The 15,530-nt window shown below is 63.3% G+C and carries 11 protein-coding genes and 3 tRNA genes; 13 read left to right on the top strand and 1 reads right to left on the bottom strand.

Going from position 1 to position 15,530, the window contains the following annotated elements; translation table 11 throughout:
- Positions 1–135 precede the first annotated feature (135 nt).
- From XaFJ1_RS08765 to XaFJ1_RS08710, 12 genes are all read left to right on the top strand, one after another.
- On the top strand, positions 136–2,685 hold the full coding sequence (locus XaFJ1_RS08765) for a DNA internalization-related competence protein ComEC/Rec2 (protein ID WP_012916309.1): 2,550 nt from the start codon (positions 136–138) through the stop codon (positions 2,683–2,685).
- A complete protein-coding gene (locus XaFJ1_RS08760; RefSeq protein WP_045756894.1) occupies positions 2,579–3,250 on the top strand; it encodes a MotA/TolQ/ExbB proton channel family protein in 672 nt (223 codons plus the stop codon). The genes XaFJ1_RS08765 and XaFJ1_RS08760 overlap by 107 nt, the downstream gene beginning before the upstream one ends.
- A 4-nt stretch (positions 3,251–3,254) precedes the next feature.
- Positions 3,255–3,692, top strand: coding sequence for an ExbD/TolR family protein (locus tag XaFJ1_RS08755; RefSeq protein WP_012916307.1), 438 nt, complete (start codon positions 3,255–3,257; stop codon positions 3,690–3,692).
- Positions 3,689–5,461, top strand: coding sequence for a lipid A export permease/ATP-binding protein MsbA (msbA, locus tag XaFJ1_RS08750; protein ID WP_045756893.1), 1,773 nt, complete (start codon positions 3,689–3,691; stop codon positions 5,459–5,461). Before XaFJ1_RS08755 ends, msbA begins: the two co-directional genes overlap by 4 nt.
- Complete coding sequence (lpxK, locus tag XaFJ1_RS08745) at positions 5,458–6,495, top strand: tetraacyldisaccharide 4'-kinase (RefSeq protein ID WP_012916305.1); 1,038 nt, start codon at positions 5,458–5,460, stop codon at positions 6,493–6,495. The genes msbA and lpxK overlap by 4 nt, the downstream gene beginning before the upstream one ends.
- 275 nt (positions 6,496–6,770) lie before the next feature.
- Entirely contained in the window at positions 6,771–7,556 is a 786-nt protein-coding gene (gene kdsB / locus XaFJ1_RS08740) for a 3-deoxy-manno-octulosonate cytidylyltransferase (protein ID WP_012916304.1), read from the top strand.
- Positions 7,553–8,041 (top strand): low molecular weight protein-tyrosine-phosphatase, encoded by a 489-nt coding sequence (locus XaFJ1_RS08735; RefSeq protein WP_012916303.1) that lies wholly within the window; start codon positions 7,553–7,555, stop codon positions 8,039–8,041. The genes kdsB and XaFJ1_RS08735 overlap by 4 nt, the downstream gene beginning before the upstream one ends.
- Complete coding sequence (locus tag XaFJ1_RS08730; RefSeq protein ID WP_012916302.1) at positions 8,038–9,459, top strand: NHL repeat-containing thioredoxin family protein; 1,422 nt, start codon at positions 8,038–8,040, stop codon at positions 9,457–9,459. The genes XaFJ1_RS08735 and XaFJ1_RS08730 overlap by 4 nt, the downstream gene beginning before the upstream one ends.
- Positions 9,456–11,315, top strand: coding sequence for an excinuclease ABC subunit UvrC (gene uvrC / locus XaFJ1_RS08725; protein ID WP_012916301.1), 1,860 nt, complete (start codon positions 9,456–9,458; stop codon positions 11,313–11,315). Before XaFJ1_RS08730 ends, uvrC begins: the two co-directional genes overlap by 4 nt.
- 9 nt (positions 11,316–11,324) lie before the next feature.
- Positions 11,325–11,960, top strand: a complete 636-nt coding sequence (gene pgsA / locus XaFJ1_RS08720; protein WP_012916300.1) for a CDP-diacylglycerol--glycerol-3-phosphate 3-phosphatidyltransferase — start codon at positions 11,325–11,327, stop codon at positions 11,958–11,960.
- Positions 11,961–11,996: 36 nt separating this feature from the next.
- A tRNA-Gly gene (locus XaFJ1_RS08715) sits at positions 11,997–12,072 on the top strand.
- Between the two features lie 634 nt (positions 12,073–12,706).
- A tRNA-Cys gene (locus XaFJ1_RS08710) sits at positions 12,707–12,780 on the top strand.
- Positions 12,781–13,145: 365 nt separating this feature from the next.
- On the opposite strand, the gene XaFJ1_RS08705 is transcribed toward XaFJ1_RS08710, so the two are convergent.
- Positions 13,146–13,221: transfer RNA gene (locus XaFJ1_RS08705), tRNA-Gly, on the bottom strand.
- Between the two features lie 1,054 nt (positions 13,222–14,275).
- On the opposite strand from XaFJ1_RS08705, the gene XaFJ1_RS08700 reads away from it, so the two are divergent.
- Complete coding sequence (locus XaFJ1_RS08700) at positions 14,276–15,499, top strand: tyrosine-type recombinase/integrase (protein WP_012916298.1); 1,224 nt, start codon at positions 14,276–14,278, stop codon at positions 15,497–15,499.
- Positions 15,500–15,530: the final 31 nt, after the last annotated feature.

The raw sequence follows: 15,530 nt of genomic DNA, 5'->3' as shown, positions 1-15,530 counted from the left end.
CTCCGATGCTTTGCGAGGTGTTTGTCCGATAGCCAAGCGGTGCCGGCTGCGCGAGGCTGAGCCTGGCATCGAGCGACGTGCGCTGGCGACGCATCCATACCGGTGCCTGCATCCATGCCAGGGAGGGGCGGTCGCATGCCGTGTTGTCTTCAGTCCATGCGCATCACGGTGCGAGCGAATCTGGCCCCGCAGGGTGTGGCGGTCGCACCGTTCGGCATCGCCATTGCGGTCAGTCTCGCCGCAGGCGTGCTGGCCGCGCTGTGGCTGCCACGTTTGCTGCCATGGCCGCTGTTGCTGGTGGCGCTACTTGGTGGCCTGCTACTGTTTTGCTTATTCCCGCGCTGGCGCTGGTTGGGCGCATTTGCGTTCGGTGCCGGCTGGTTGGGATTGATCGCTGGGAGGGTACTGGCACAGCAGTTACCCCCGGATTGGGAAAACCGCGTGACCACCCTCAGTGGCCAGGTGGTTGAGTTGCCGCAGGCGCAGCCGCGGCGCACCCGTTTCCTGATCCGGGTGGATGCCGATGCGGCACAACCGGCACCGCTGCGTGGACGCCTGCTGCAACTGGCCTGGTACGACGACTTCGGTACGCGGTTGCCAGGGCCGCGCACGGCCTTGCGTGCCGGTGCGCACTGGCGCTTGAGTTTGCGCCTGCGTGCGCCGCGCGGTCTCAGTAACCCTGGCGGTTTCGATGCCGAGGCATATGCGCTCGCGCAACGGATCGCGGCCAGCGGCTATGTGGTCGCGCCGCGCGCCGCAGTGCAATTGGCGCCCGGGCAGGGCATTGATGCCTGGCGCGAGCGCGTGTCGGCACGCATTGCTGCGACCGTGCCGAGCGCATCGTCGCGCTACGTGCAGGCGTTGGCCTTGGGCGACACTCGGCGCCTGGACGATCGTGACTGGCGCATCCTGCGCGCGGCAGGGCTGACTCATCTGATCGCCATTTCCGGCTTCCATGTTGGGTTGGTCGCGGGTGGCTGTGCTTTGCTTGCGGGTGGCTTGTGGCGGCTGTGGCCGCGTCTGGGACGATCATGTCCACGCCACCAGGCGACGGCCATGCTGGCGATGTTCGGCGCAGCAGGCTATACCGTGCTATCGGGCATGGCGCTGCCCACGGTCCGCACCGCGTTGATGATCGCGGTGGTGGTAGTCGCGCGCTTGTGGCGGCGTCCGGTGCGAGTGGTCGATGCGTTGGCGCTGGCGGCGATCGTGATGCTGGTCGCCGATCCGCTGGCGGTATTGTCGGCCGGTTTCTGGCTGAGTTTCTTCGGTGTCGCTTGGTTGGTCTGGTGCATGCCGAAGGCCGGCAGTGGTTGGCGCGACAAATTGCGCGAGTTCTTGTCGGCGCAGGGCGTTGCCACGCTGGGTTTATTGCCGTTGAGCACGATGCTCTTCGGCCAGGCTTCGGCGGTCGGGCCATTGGCCAACCTGCTGGCGATCCCATGGTGGAGTCTGGTGGTGGTGCCGTTGGCGCTGCTCGGGACTGCGCTGGACACGGTTCACGTCGGAGCCGGCATTTGGGTGTGGCGTGCGGCAGCGTTCTGCTTCGATCTGACATGGCCTGTGTTCACCATGCTGGGAGAGAGCCGCTTTGCTTTGTGGTGGTTGCCGGAGGCGCGCGACTGGGCGCTGCCCCTGGCACTGCTTGGTGCGTTCTGGTTGTTGTTGCCGCGTGCGGTGCCGGGCAAGCCGTTGGCGGTATTGCTGTGGTTGCCGTTGTTCTGGCCGCCATTGGAGCTGCCGGCGCCTGGCGAGGTGGAATTGGTGATGATCGATGTGGGGCAGGGATTGTCGGTGCTGGTGCGTACCGCGCGGCATCAATTGCTGTACGACACCGGCCCTGCGGTCAAGGATGGGTACGACGCTGGCGAGCGAGCAGTGGTGCCGGCGCTGCATGCGCTTGGCGTGGCGCGGTTACAGCGGGTGGTGATTAGCCATGGCGACAACGATCATGCTGGCGGTTTCGAAGCCGTCCGCGCTGCCTTGCCGATTGGTTTGGCGCAGGCGCCGGCCGGTGCGCCGGTACGGGTGGATCGGCCATGTGTGGCGGGAACCGGCTGGGAGTGGGACGGCGTGCGCTTCCGCTTTCTGCATCCACCTTCCGGCTTTCCCTATCTCGACAATGAATCGAGTTGCGTCTTGCGCGTCGAAAGTGGCGATGGTGCGGTGCTGCTCACCGGAGATATTAGCGATGTGATCGAACGTCGGCTACTGCGTCAGGCACCACAAGACCTGCGTGCCGAGGTGGTGCTGGCCCCGCATCATGGCAGTGCGCATGCTTCGCAACCTGCTTTCATCGCCGCCACCGGCGCGCGGCTGGTGCTGATCTCGGCGGGCGAGGGAAACCGTTTCGGCCATCCGCGGCCGGAGGTGGTCGCACGTTGGCAAGCCGCCGGTACGCAGGTCGCGTGCACCGCCCAGGGAGGCGCGTTGCGCGTCTGGCTGGGCCATGCCGGCGTGCAACTGCGCCAGCGGCGGGCATGGCGGGCGCGGTTGTGGGATGCGGCGGAGCGGGCGCGGACGGCTGCTATCCTATCGGCCTGTGAACGAACGGCCGAACGTGCCGGAGGGGTGCGACGTGTTGGAACTGGTCAAGGCCGGTGGCTGGCCGATGGTGCCATTGCTGCTGTTGGGCGTGGTCGCGCTGGCGATTGTCCTGGAGCGGTTCTGGAGCCTGCGCCGTAGTGAAGTCTTGCCGCCGGGGCTGGGTCAGGAAGTGCGCAATTGGGCCACCCGTGGCAAGCTCGATCCGACCCACATCGAATCGTTGCGGCGCAATTCGCCGTTGGGCGCGCTGTTGGCCGCTGGTCTGGAGGTGCGCCACCGTTCGCGCGAGATCGTGCGCGAGCGCATCGAAGATACGGGCCGTCATGTCGTACATCGGATGGAACGTTTTCTGAATACCTTGGGCACGGTGGCCTCGGCCGGACCGCTGTTGGGTCTGCTCGGCACGGTGGTCGGCATGATCCAGATGTTCCTTGGCATCCTCGACCATGGTGTCGGTGACGTGAACCAGCTTGCTGGCGGTATCGGCAAGGCGCTGGTGTGCACGGCGACCGGCATGATCATCGCGGTGCCTGCATTGATCTTCCATCGTCATTTCAAAAGTCGTATCGCTGGCTACATCATCGAGATGGAGCAGGAGGCCACCGCGTTGACCGACGCGTTGGAGGGCCACGGCCGTACTGGCGTACCGGCGGCATCCGCACGACCGGCTGCGCAGAGTGCCGCCGCTGCGGCCAAGGGCTGAGCCGATGCGGATTCGCGACGAGCGCGGCCAGGACGAGCCGCATATCGATCTGGTGCCGCTGATCGACGTCATCCTGGTGCTGATCATCTTTTTTGTCGTGACCACGACCTTCGATGCTCGCTCCACGCTGCAATTGCAGCTACCCAACGCCAGCGACCAGCACACACCGGTGCTGCCGCGCACGCTGAGCGTGTTGATCAATGCCGATGGCCATTACTTCGTCAACGATCAAGAAGTGCTGCGCACTGATGTGGAATCGATCAAGCGCAGCATCGCCCAGATTGCTGGCGACGACCGCATGCAGCCGGTACTGCTGCGCGCCGATGCGCGTACCCCGTATCAGGCGGTGGTCACCGTACAGGATGCGCTGGGCCAGCTTGGTTTCCGCCGCATCGCCATCGCCACTGCGCCCGACGTCAACAGGGACGGAAGCTCCAAGTGAACGCAGCATTCGCCCCGCCCCACCAGGATTCGCCCTGGCGGACCTATCGCCGTCTCTTATCGTATGCCGGTGGCTACCGTGGCTTGTTATTGATCGCCGTGGTTGGGGCGTTGTTGGAAGCGGTGGCTGGCTCCGGTTTTCTGGCGCTGATGAAGCCGATCACCGACGAGACCTTCATTGCCCGCAACCGCGAGGTGGCAATGTGGCTGCCGCTGCAGATCGTCGGTTTATTCGTATTGCGTGGTCTGGCCGGTTACCTCACCGATATGGCGATGGGGCGCGCGGCGCGCAGCATCGCCCGCGATTTCCGCGTCAACGTGCTGGACAAGTATCTGCGCCTGCCGGGTAGTCGCTTTGACGCCGAACCGGTGACCTCGATGTTGGTGCGGCTGGGCTCGGACAGCGACCAGGTGGCGCAGGCGGCGGTCGATGCGATGAAGGTGATGGTGCAGCAGACCCTGCAGATCGTCGGCGCGTTGGCAGTGATGCTGTGGTACAGCTGGACGGTGACGGTGACCATTTTGCTGGTGGCGCCGCCGCTGGCCTGGGTCATGGATCGGGTGGCCAAGCGCTACCGTCGGGTCAGTCACCGCATCCAGGAAAGCAATGCGGAATTGATGCAGGCCGCCGAGCAGGCGCTGTCCGGCAATCAGGAGGTCAAGGTCTACGGCGCGCGTAACAGCGAGATGCAGCGCTACCAGGATCTGGCCGATACCAACCTACGTCTGGCGATGAAGGTCGAGTCCACCCGTGGCATCTCCTCGGCTGCGGTGCAACTGCTTGGTGCGATCGGTCTGGCTGCGCTATTGTTGATCGCTGGTCACGAGGCCTTGGCCGGGCGCCTGACCGCAGGCGAGTTCGTCTCGCTGATGACCGCGATGATGGCGATCATCCCGGCATTGAAGAATCTCACCAACGTACAGAACATGCTGCAACGCGGTGTGGCCTCGGCGCAGCGGCTGTTCATGGTGTTGGATGCGCCGGAAGAGCAGGACAGCGGCATCTGTCGCATCGACCGTGCGCAGGGGCGGATCGAATTCCGGCAGGTGACGGCTACCTATCCGGGGCAGGTCCGCCCGGCCTTGGCGGAGGTCAGTTTCGTTGCTGAACCTGGAACCGTGACCGCCATCGTTGGTCGTTCCGGTAGCGGTAAATCGAGCCTGGTCAAGCTGATCCCACGCTTTTATGACCCGCAGTCCGGCCAGATCCTGCTCGATGGCCAGCCGTTGCAAGATTACCGTCTGGCCGATCTGCGTCGGCAGATTGCGCTGGTCGGGCAGCAGGTGATGCTGTTCGATGGCAGCATCGCCGAGAACGTTGCCTACGGCGAGATGCGCGAAGCTGATGCGGCGCAACTGCGACATGCCATTGCCAGTGCCAATGCCATGGAGTTCGTTCAGCAGTTACCCGAGGGGATGCAGGCGCAGGTCGGTGCCAAGGGGAGCCGCTTGTCCGGCGGCCAGCGCCAGCGTCTGGCGATTGCCCGTGCGATGCTCAAGGATGCCCCGATTTTGATCCTCGACGAGGCTACCGCGGCGCTGGACAACGAATCGGAACGGTTGGTGCAGGACGCGTTGCATCGGTTGATGCCCGAGCGCACCACGCTGGTCATCGCGCATCGCCTGTCCACCATCGAACACGCCGACCAGGTGTTGGTGATGGACCAGGGCCGCATCGTCGAACGCGGTACTCATCGCGAACTGTTGGCGTTGGGCGGCGTCTACGCGCATCTGCACCGCATGCAATTTCGCGAAAGGCCGTTCGAATGAGCGAAGAACGCGGGCGGCAGACTCCAGCCTATTGGTACGGCGCCGGCGCTGCGCCGCTGTGGGCGCGCGCGCTGACGCCGTTGTACGCGGGCGTGATCGCGCTGCGCCGCGCCCTGTATCGTCGTGGCTGGCGCGCGCGTCACAGTCTCCCTGTGCCCGTGGTGGTGGTGGGCAATCTCACCGCTGGCGGCACCGGCAAAACACCGTTGACCATCGCGTTGGTGCGGCGTCTGCAAGAAGCAGGTTGGACGCCGGGGGTGGCTTCGCGTGGCTACGGTCGTCGTCAGGATCAGGTCGCGCGCTGGATCGAGCCAGGCACAGGCGCCGAGCTCGGTGGCGATGAGCCGGTGCTGATCGCGCACAAGACCGGCGTGCCGGTGCGGGTGGATCGCGACCGCGTTGCCGCGGCACGCGCACTGCTGCAGGCCGGTTGCGACATCGTGGTCTGCGACGATGGATTGCAGCACTATCGGTTGCAGCGCGACGTCGAGATCGAGGTGGTGGACGGCCAGCGTCGTTACGGCAATGCGCGTCTGCTCCCGGCTGGGCCACTGCGCGAGCCGGTCGCACGCGGCAGCGAATGCGACTTTCGGGTTGTCAACCTGGGCCAGGCCAGCGACAGTGGAGAGGTCCAAGTCGGTTTCGGCGAGTGGGCCATGCGGTTGCGCATCGAAAGTGCGCAGCCCATGCGCGGTGGTCGCGGGCGGTCGTTGCAAAGTTTTGCTGGCCAGCGTGTGCATGCCGTGGCGGGCATCGCGCATCCGCAGCGCTTCTTCGCCATGTTGCGCGCGCATGGCATCGGTGTGGTGCCGCATGCGTTTCCCGACCATCATCGTTACAGTGCCGCAGATCTGGCCTTTGGCAGCGAGTTGCCGGTGTTGATGACCGAGAAGGATTCGGTCAAGTGCGCAGCGCTTGTCGATGATTGGTGCTTCAGCGTGCCGCTGGTCGCCGAATTGCCAGCGGCATTTTGGATTGCCCTGCTGGATCGGCTGGACAAGCTGCGTGGCCGTGCCGGCAATGTCGCTGAGTGAGGTGCCCGCGTGCAGAGGAATATGACTTGCGCGGTGTCCGCTGGCACAGCGCGATAGAATCCTGGTAGACGCATGGTGTCGCCAGCCTCGGTGGTGCTTCGGCTGTCGCCGATACAATGCGGTATGCAGCGCCGCGAGGCTGCGATCGCACGCGGCGTGTGTATCCGGGTCGCGTCTTATTTGGCCATTCAGGACAACCCTGCGGAGAGACCATCAATGATGTTCGTATCGCGATATTTCCTGCGTTCGCCTGCCGCTGCCGGCACCGCTGCCATATGAGCGGCGCTGTTTCGCCGCCGTCGTTCGTGGTCGCCATTCCTGCCCGCTACGCGGCCTCGCGGTTGCCGGGCAAGCCGTTGCGCGTGCTCGGCGATGAGCCGTTGATCCGGCATGTGGCGCGCCGCGCGCTGGCCGCTGGCGCGCAGCAGGTATGGGTGGCGGCCGACGATGCGCGCATTGCCGAGGCGGTGGCGGATCTGCACGGCGTGCATGTGGCGGCGACCTCGGCCGAGCACGCCTCGGGCACCGATCGCCTGGCCGAATGCGCCGATATCGCCGGCTGGGACGATGCGACCCTGGTCGTCAACTTGCAAGGCGACGAGCCGTTCGCGCCTGCCGCAGGCATCGTGGCAGTGGCGCAGGCACTGGCCGACAGTGGCGCCGAAATGGCGACCCTGGGCACGCCGGTGGACGCGGCCGACCACCTGTTCGATCCGAACGTCGTCAAGTTGGTGCGCAACGCGCAGGGCGATGCGCTGTATTTCAGCCGCGCGCCGATTCCCTGGCACCGCGAGGCGTTTACCGCTTCCCGCACGCACCTGTCCCTGCCAGGTCCATGGCTGCGTCATATCGGCATCTACGCGTATCGCGCCGCTTTCTTGCGCCGGTTCGCGGCGATGTCGCCGGGCCAACTGGAGCAGATCGAATCGTTGGAGCAGTTGCGTGTGCTTGAGGCCGGCTTCCGTATCGCGGTGGCGTTGTCGCCGGCTCCGTTCCCGCCCGGGGTCGATACCCCGGAAGATTTGGCCCGTGCCGAGGCACGTCTGCAGGCCTTGGCATGAAGTTGTTAATGGTCTGTCTGGGCAATATCTGCCGCTCGCCAATGGCCGAAGGCGTGTTGCGTCATCACTTGCAGCACTCGCCACTGGCTGCGCAGGTACAGGTGGATTCCGCCGGCACCGGAGATTGGCATCGCGGCGAGCCGCCAGACCCGCGTGCGATCGCTTGTGCCCGTCGCCACGGCGTGGATATTTCGCGGCTGCGTGCGCGGTCGCTGTGCGATGCCGATTTCGCTGCGTTCGACTGGATCTTGTGCGCCGATGCCAGCAATCTGCAAGACGTGCGTCGGCGCGCGCCGGTCGCGGCGCGTGCGCAGATGGCGCTGTGGTTGCCTTGGGCCGGAGTCGCGGCAGGTGAGGAAATTCCGGATCCTTACACCGGCAGCAGCGCGCACTTCGAGCGTGTTTGGCGCTTGGTAGACGAAGCCGCAGTTGGTAGTTTGGCGCGGCTGTTCGTTACCCTCGACTCCGGCATAATTGACCGATGAATTCCATTGTCGATTTGGGACTGCCGTCGTCCAGTGTCTGGCTGAATGTGGCGCCGACCGCGCTGCGCGAACAGCAGGGGCGCGCCATCGTCTTGGCTTTCGTCAACGCTGCCTCGGTGTGGTGCATGCAGCGTTTGGCCGAAGTGAGCCACTGGCATGTGCGCAATCCCGGCCGGTTGCAGATGATCGTGGTACAGGTGCCGCGCTTCGACAACGAACGCGAGCCGCAGGGCGCGTTGAAGTTGCTGCGTCGCCAGGGTGTTTCGGCGCCGATCGTGCTCGATGCGGATTGGGCGATTTGGCAGCGCTTTAACATCCAATCATGGCCGACGCTGGTGCTGCTCGATGCCGCTGGCTTTGAGCGCGAGCGCTTGGTCGGGATCGGTGGCGCCGAGTTGGACAAGGCGCTGCACGCGTTGTGCGCAGAGCAGCCGTTGTCGCTGGACGACGAGTTGCCCGAGGTCCCTGAGACTCAGCCCGAGCCGCGCTTGATGTTGCGTTTCCCGTCAGGTTTGGCTTTGTATGAAGATCGCCTCTACATCGCCGACAGCGGTCACCATCGCATTCTCGAATGCAACACCGGTGGCCGTTTGCTGCGCCAGTTCGGCACCGGTACCGCGGATTTCATCGACGGTGAACTCGGTCAGGCGGCGTTCCATCGCCCGCAGGGGTTGGCCTTGCAGCGTGGTGTGCTGTACGTCGCCGACACCGGCAACCACGCACTGCGCCGTATCCACCTGTTGACTGGCCAGGTCGATACGCTATGCGGCAACGGTCGTGCTGGCGAGCCGGTCGAAGGACTGGTGGAGCAGCCGCTGCTGGTGTCGTTGAACCACCCGCAGGATCTGGTGGTTGCTGACAATCAAGTGTACTTGGCGATGGCCGGCGACAACTGCATCTGGAGCTACAACCTGGGTAGCCGCAGCCTGCGTCGGTGTGCCGGTGCGGGCACGTTGGAGTTGCGTGACGGCAGTGCCCATCTGGCCGCGTTCGCGCAACCGTGCAGCCTGGCTGTGGTGAATCAGGTGATGTATGTCTGCGATGCCTTGGGATCGTCGGTGCGTTCGATGCAGCTGCGTGGCGACTTGGTGCAGACCTTGCTCGGCGGGCAGGGAGTATGGGATTTCGGTCATGAGGACGGCCCGCGCAGCCGTGCCAGGCTGCAATTCCCGCAAGCGATCGCACTGAGTCCGGACGCGCTGCATTTGTGGATCGCCGATAGCGGCAACGGCAGTCTGCGCAGCCTGCGTCTGGGCGGCGGTGAACTGTCCACGGTGGCGTTGCCGCGGCGTCTGCACGGTCCGGCCGGGCTGGCGGTCAGTGCCGGGGCGGTGTGGATCGCCGAGGCCGATGCGCATGCCGTGTTGCGCTACGACCTCGGTAGCGGTGAACTGAGCGAGGTGCCGATCAGCGAATGAGCGCCTCGGCATTACCCGCGTTCGACGGTAAGGCGTTTGCCGCCAACCTCAGTACTGCGCCGGGTGTGTATCGCATGTATGCCGCCGACGACACGTTGTTGTACGTCGGTAAGGCCGGCGCGCTGCGCAAGCGCGTATCCAGTTACTTCAGCGCCTCGCCGAAAAACGCACGGACCATGACCATGTTGGCGCAGGTGGCGCGCATGGACGTTACCGTCACCCGTAGCGAGGGCGAAGCGTTATTGCTGGAAAATCAACTGATCAAATCGTTGTCGCCGCGCTACAACGTGTCGTTGCGCGACGACAAAAGCTATCCCTATGTGCTGTTGACCCGCGAGGACTGGCCGCGGATCGCCTTGCATCGCGGGCCGCGCGCGGTGCCCGGGCGCTATTTCGGCCCATATCCCGGCGTGACCGCCGTGCGCGAGACGCTCAACCTGATGCATAAGCTGTTTAAGCTACGCAGCTGCGAGGACAGCGTATTCCGTAATCGTTCGCGGCCGTGTCTGCAATACCAGATCGGCCGTTGCAGCGCGCCATGCGTGGCGTTGGTGGCCGCCGACGAATACGCCGAAGCGGTGCGCCGGGCGATGCTGTTCCTGGATGGGCGCAGCGACCAGCTCGGCGAGGAGCTGGTGCAGGCGATGCAAATGGCCAGCGAGCGGCTTGAGTTCGAGCGCGCCGCCCGCTTGCGTGATCTGCTCAGCGCGCTGCGTAGCATGCAGACCCGGCAATATGTCGATGGTCGCGCGGCAGATTTGGATGTACTCGCCTGTGCCACCCAGGGCGCCCATGCCTGTGTGCTGTTGTTGGCCTTCCGCGATGGCCGCAACCTGGGGACGCGCACGTTTTTTCCCAAGACTAATGGCGAGGACAGTGCGGCTGAAGTGCTGGGTGCGTTCGTGTCGCAGTACTACGCCGAACACCCACCGCCGCGCGAGGTGTTGTTGGACCGCGAGATTGCCGACGCCGCCCTGATCGAAGCGGCATTGAGTTCGGCTGCCGAGCGTAAGATTCAACTGAAATGGAACGTGCGCGGTGAGCGTGCCGGTTATCTGGAACTGGCCAGCCGCAATGCGCAGGCATCGCTGGTGAGCGAACTGAGTAGCTATCAAGCGCAGCATGCTCGCAGCGAGGCGTTGCGCGAAATGCTGGAGCTGGAGGAGCCGGTCAAACGCGTGGAATGTTTCGACATCAGCCACACCATGGGCGAGGCGACGGTGGCGTCGTGCGTGGTCTTCGACGCCAGCGGTCCGGTGCGAAGTCAATATCGGCGGTACAACATCAGCGGCATTGAACCGGGCGACGACTATGCGGCGATGCGTCAGGCGATCGAGCGCCGCTTCCGGCGTGCATTGGAAGGCGAGGTCAAGACGGAGCCAGTGCTACCGGATGTGCTGCTGATCGACGGCGGTGCCGGTCAGTTGGCGCAAGCCAGCGCGGCGCTGATCGCGCTGGGCGTGGAAGGCGTGCGGCTGATCGGCGTTGCCAAAGGCGTGGAACGCCGCGCCGGTCACGAGACCCTGGTGATGCCGGACGGGCGCGAGTTGCGTCCTGGCGCGGCGTCGCCGGCGCTACAGTTCATCCAGCAGGTGCGAGACGAGGCGCATCGCTTCGCCATCACTGGCCATCGCGGTCGTCGCCAGAAGGCCCGTATGACCAGCAAACTCGAAGACATTCCGGGCATTGGCCCACGCCGCCGCGCCAGCCTGCTGAAGCATTTTGGAGGACTGGCTGGACTCAAGGCCGCCGGTGAAGCGGAGATCGCGCGGGTGGACGGCATCAACGACGCACTGGCCGCGCGAATCTACGCTAACCTGCATGGACTGCCGGTCCCCGACCCGGCAGGCGAGTAGAGCAGCGCAATGAAGTTGACCATCCCTACCTGGCTCACGCTGCTGCGGATCGTGATGATCCCTGTCTTGGTGCTGGTGTTTTATTTGCCGTACACCTGGACCAACTTCGCTTCCGCAGCGATCTTCGGCCTGGCGGCATTCACCGATTGGCTGGACGGCTGGGTGGCGCGGCGCTACCACCAATATTCGGCATTCGGTGCGTTTCTCGACCCGGTTGCCGACAAGCTGATGGTGGCAGTGGCGCTGTTCTTGATCGTGCAGGGCCATCCGACCCCATGGATGGCGTTCTGGGCCGCGGTGATCGTTGGCCGTGAGATCGCGGTGTCGGCGTTGCGCGAATGGATGGCCGAAATCGGCCAGCGCGCCAAGGTGCGGGTGGCGATGATCGGCAAGATCAAGACCACCGCACAGATGGTCGCGTTGTTATGCCTGCTGTATTCGGTGATGCCCGATGGTTCGCCGCCGCAGAGCGTGTGGATGGGCTTGTTCATCTTCCACGTCGGTGATTGGACGCTGGCGATTGCCGCGATCCTGACCCTGCTGTCGGGGATCCAGTACCTGCATGCTGCGTGGCCGAGCCTGCGTGCCGACGAGCGTGCGGCGATGGCGGAGAAGGGCGCCAAAAAAATCGAAGGCAATGGTTGACAGCTTCTGTGTTCCGGGTAGAATGCGCGGCCTCAAGCGGGAATAGCTCAGTTGGTAGAGCGCAACCTTGCCAAGGTTGAGGTCGCGAGTTCGAGTCTCGTTTCCCGCTCCATATTCAGGATTTATAGTGTTGCCGTAAGTCCTGTTGCGATAAAACAAAAAGGGGCGGAAGCCCTTTTTTTGTGTCTGGCGATATATGTAGCGTTGCGTTGAGGCTCATTGGCGTTGTACGGTCCAATGGGGCGGCGGTGCGTAGGGTCTATGCCGCATCTGGAGCGCTGTGACGGATTTCGAGGATGCCCTCGGATGTGTGCCGCAATGCCTGTAACTACGCGACGCGCCTGCTGGTCTGAGTAGCGATGATTGCGTATGGATCACAGGCCTGTCGAATGCTTGGCGGCGTCGTAACGTATGCACCTAGCCTGGATCGGTCCAGACAACATCGCGCTGCTCTGGTGGTGTCACACACATTCGCCTTGCTCATGCCAGGCCAACGCTGTCGCTGGTAAAACTTGCGGTGTGCGACAGCGGTGTCGGTCTTGGTAAAGGCGGGGTTGCCAACCTGTGGAGCTTGGTCCACAATGCATTCCCTTGCATATCGGTTCGATTTGAAAAACTCTTTCGAATCAGGTTCTTGGGTTGCAAGTGCAGAGGGTGTGGAACTTCTGCGACAGAGGCCCCGGCAGCGGGGCTTTGTTTTTGTCGAGCGTGGCGATAGCGCTCCGACGGGAAATTATTAGTCCATCGGCCTGGTGGCAGAGTGGTTATGCAGCGGACTGCAAATCCGCGTACGCCGGTTCAATTCCGACCCAGGCCTCCATCTCGATTCAACGACTTAGATCTGTTTCTGCGTCCCTGATTTTTTCCGCAATTCCATTAGGGGTCACTTTGGTGCGGCAGGCGATTGCCTGCATCGTGCCTTGCAGGTGAGAGGATCGATCATCGTTGGTTTTTGTCGCCCATGCCGGTTGGCACTTATTGCTTGCGGCAGCCAGACTCCACTTTCATGCCCATCCATTGCCTGATGCCATTAGTTCGGCATCTATAGCAGCGGTGCGTGTGTCGATATGGTTCTGAATGCGTAGAACGCCATTGCCGAGTGGATCTAGGCGGGGGGGCGAAAAGGAGCAAGGTTTTTGATCTGAAAAGTTGGCCGCTATCGATGGATGTCGATTGGGCTGAATATGGAGCGGGAAACGAGACTCGAACTCGCGACCTCAACCTTGGCAAGGTTGCGCTCTACCAACTGAGCTATTCCCGCATTTTAGGCCATCGATTCTACAGTCCTCCGAGGCATCGCGCTAGCTCTCTTTGCAACGACATGTCGCGGCTATGTCTGCTGGCGTTGGCGAGGATGGTACGTCATTGCGGTGACCTGTCCTCGGCCCTGTGATGCGGCGATCGTGTTTGCATTGGTTCAGATGGTCGGTTGTCCCGTCGGCGATGGCGATTGGCACGACGTCTCAACGATGGCTGCCCCGGTCCACAGCGTTAGTGTTGCGTACCCCATTGATTGCGCGCCGTGACCGGGTTATTCAATGGCTGCGTGATGAGTGCTGCATTTGACGCCATGGATGAGCGCGGACTAGTTTTCAATTCGCACGCGATCAGGCACGCTAACGTCACTAGGCCAAGATGGCGAACCTAGTGGACGTATTGGACTTGAGATCCGTTTTGTCAAGTTTTCCGAGCTTTTGCTGTAGATGCAAAAGATCCGGGGTTGACAGTGGTCTGTGAGCATTCAAGATATAGCTTCGTGGCTTGGCAGGAGCCAAGCGTGAGTCAGCAGTGGGAATGGTGTGCACAAGCGCACCATGTACTGCCCGAGTGGTGAAATCGGTAGACACAAGGGACTTAAACAATTTGAGCCTTCGGGTGGAAACGCCCGAAGTGAAGCCCGTCAAAGTCGGCGAAAGCCCTGGATGCCTTGGTGTCCGAGCCAATGCCGAGCCAAGTCCAGACTCAACGTCTGGAAAGGTGTAGAGAGCAGACGGCGGGCACCTACGGTCGCAAGGCTATGGTGAAGGCGTGCTCCAGACCACGAACAGCGCATGCGCTGGCGGCGAAAGCCGAAGTGGTAAGAAAATCCCTCGCCGAAAGGCGTGCCGGTTCGATTCCGGCCTCGGGCACCAATTTATTGTTTTATGACGTCCGGCAACGTCCAGAAACTTCAATGAAACCCGCAAATTAGCGGGTTTTTTGTGCCCGTTAATCCGGTGGTGTCCAGGGGTGTGCGTTGAAATCCGGTGTCAATTGGCGGTAGCTTTGGCGGTAACAGCGGTCGTTACCGCACGTTGAGGTCAAGAGTTACCGCCATGCCGTTGACTGATACCGCCATCCGCAAGACCAAGCTTGGAGTTGCCCCTCTTAAACTGCGCGATGGCGGCGGCCTGTACCTGCTGATGAGGCCGGATGGTGCCCGCTGGTGGCGCTGGGATTACCGCCGACCGAACACCGGTAAGCGCAATACGCTGAGCCTTGGCACCTACCCCGATACCGGCCTTGCCGATGCACGGGATAAGCGCGACGCCGCGCGCAAGCTGCTGGCTGCTGGTGTGGACCCAGGCGAGCAACGGAAACGGGCCAAGGAGCAGGCGGCCATGGTGGCTCCCGCCGGGGAGACGTTCGAGACCGTGGCCCGCGAGTGGATGGCCCGCCAGACCGTCGCGCGCGTCACGGCGGAGAAGAATCGCTGGTTGCTGGAAACCTTTCTGTTCCCCGAGATCGGCAGTCGGCCTATTGGCGAGATCACGCCCCGTGAGTTGCTGGACGCCCTGCGCAAGATTGAAGCCACCGGCAAGCTGGAAACTGCCGGTCGTGCCAAGATCAAGGCCGGCCAGGTGTTTCGTTACGCCATGCTGGAAGGCAAGGCGGAGATTGATCCCACCGCCAGCCTGCGAGGCGCGCTGAAAACCGTCAAGGCCCGTCACCATGCCTCCATCACCGATCCAGTCAAGATCGGACAGTTGTTGCGTGCCATTGAGGGTTTCATTGGGCAGCCCGTGACCCATGCGGCATTGAAGCTGGCGCCTTTGGTGTTCGTGCGTCCCGGTGAGCTACGGGCGGCGGAGTGGGGGGAAATCGACCTGGATGCCGCCATGTGGCGTATCCGCCCCGAGCGCATGAAGATGAAGGCGGCGCACCTAGTGCCCCTGTCCAGCCAAGCCGTGGCGATCCTGCGCGACCTGCATGCACTGACCGGTGGCGGCCCCCATGTATTCCCCGGCCTGCGCCCGAACCGCCCTATGTCGGAAAACACCATCAATGCCGCGCTGCGCGGCCTGGGATATGCGAGTGATGAAATGACCGGCCACGGCTTCCGCAGCATGGCGGCGACGCGGCTTAATGAAATGGGCTGGAATCCTGACGCCATCGAACGGCAGCTTGCGCACGCCGAAACCAACAAGGTCCGCGAGGCATACACGCACGCGGCGCAGTACCTGCCTGAGCGCATTCGTATGATGCAGGCTTGGGCTGACTACTTGGACGGCCTATGCGCTGGCGGCAATATCGTGCCCCTGAGAGCCACGGCTATCTGATTTCTCGACTACGCCCCGCGCCACCATTGAG

The organism is Xanthomonas albilineans (assembly GCF_009931595.1).
Classification (GTDB): domain Bacteria; phylum Pseudomonadota; class Gammaproteobacteria; order Xanthomonadales; family Xanthomonadaceae; genus Xanthomonas_A; species Xanthomonas_A albilineans.
This window is presented reverse-complemented; position numbering and strand designations above follow the sequence as displayed.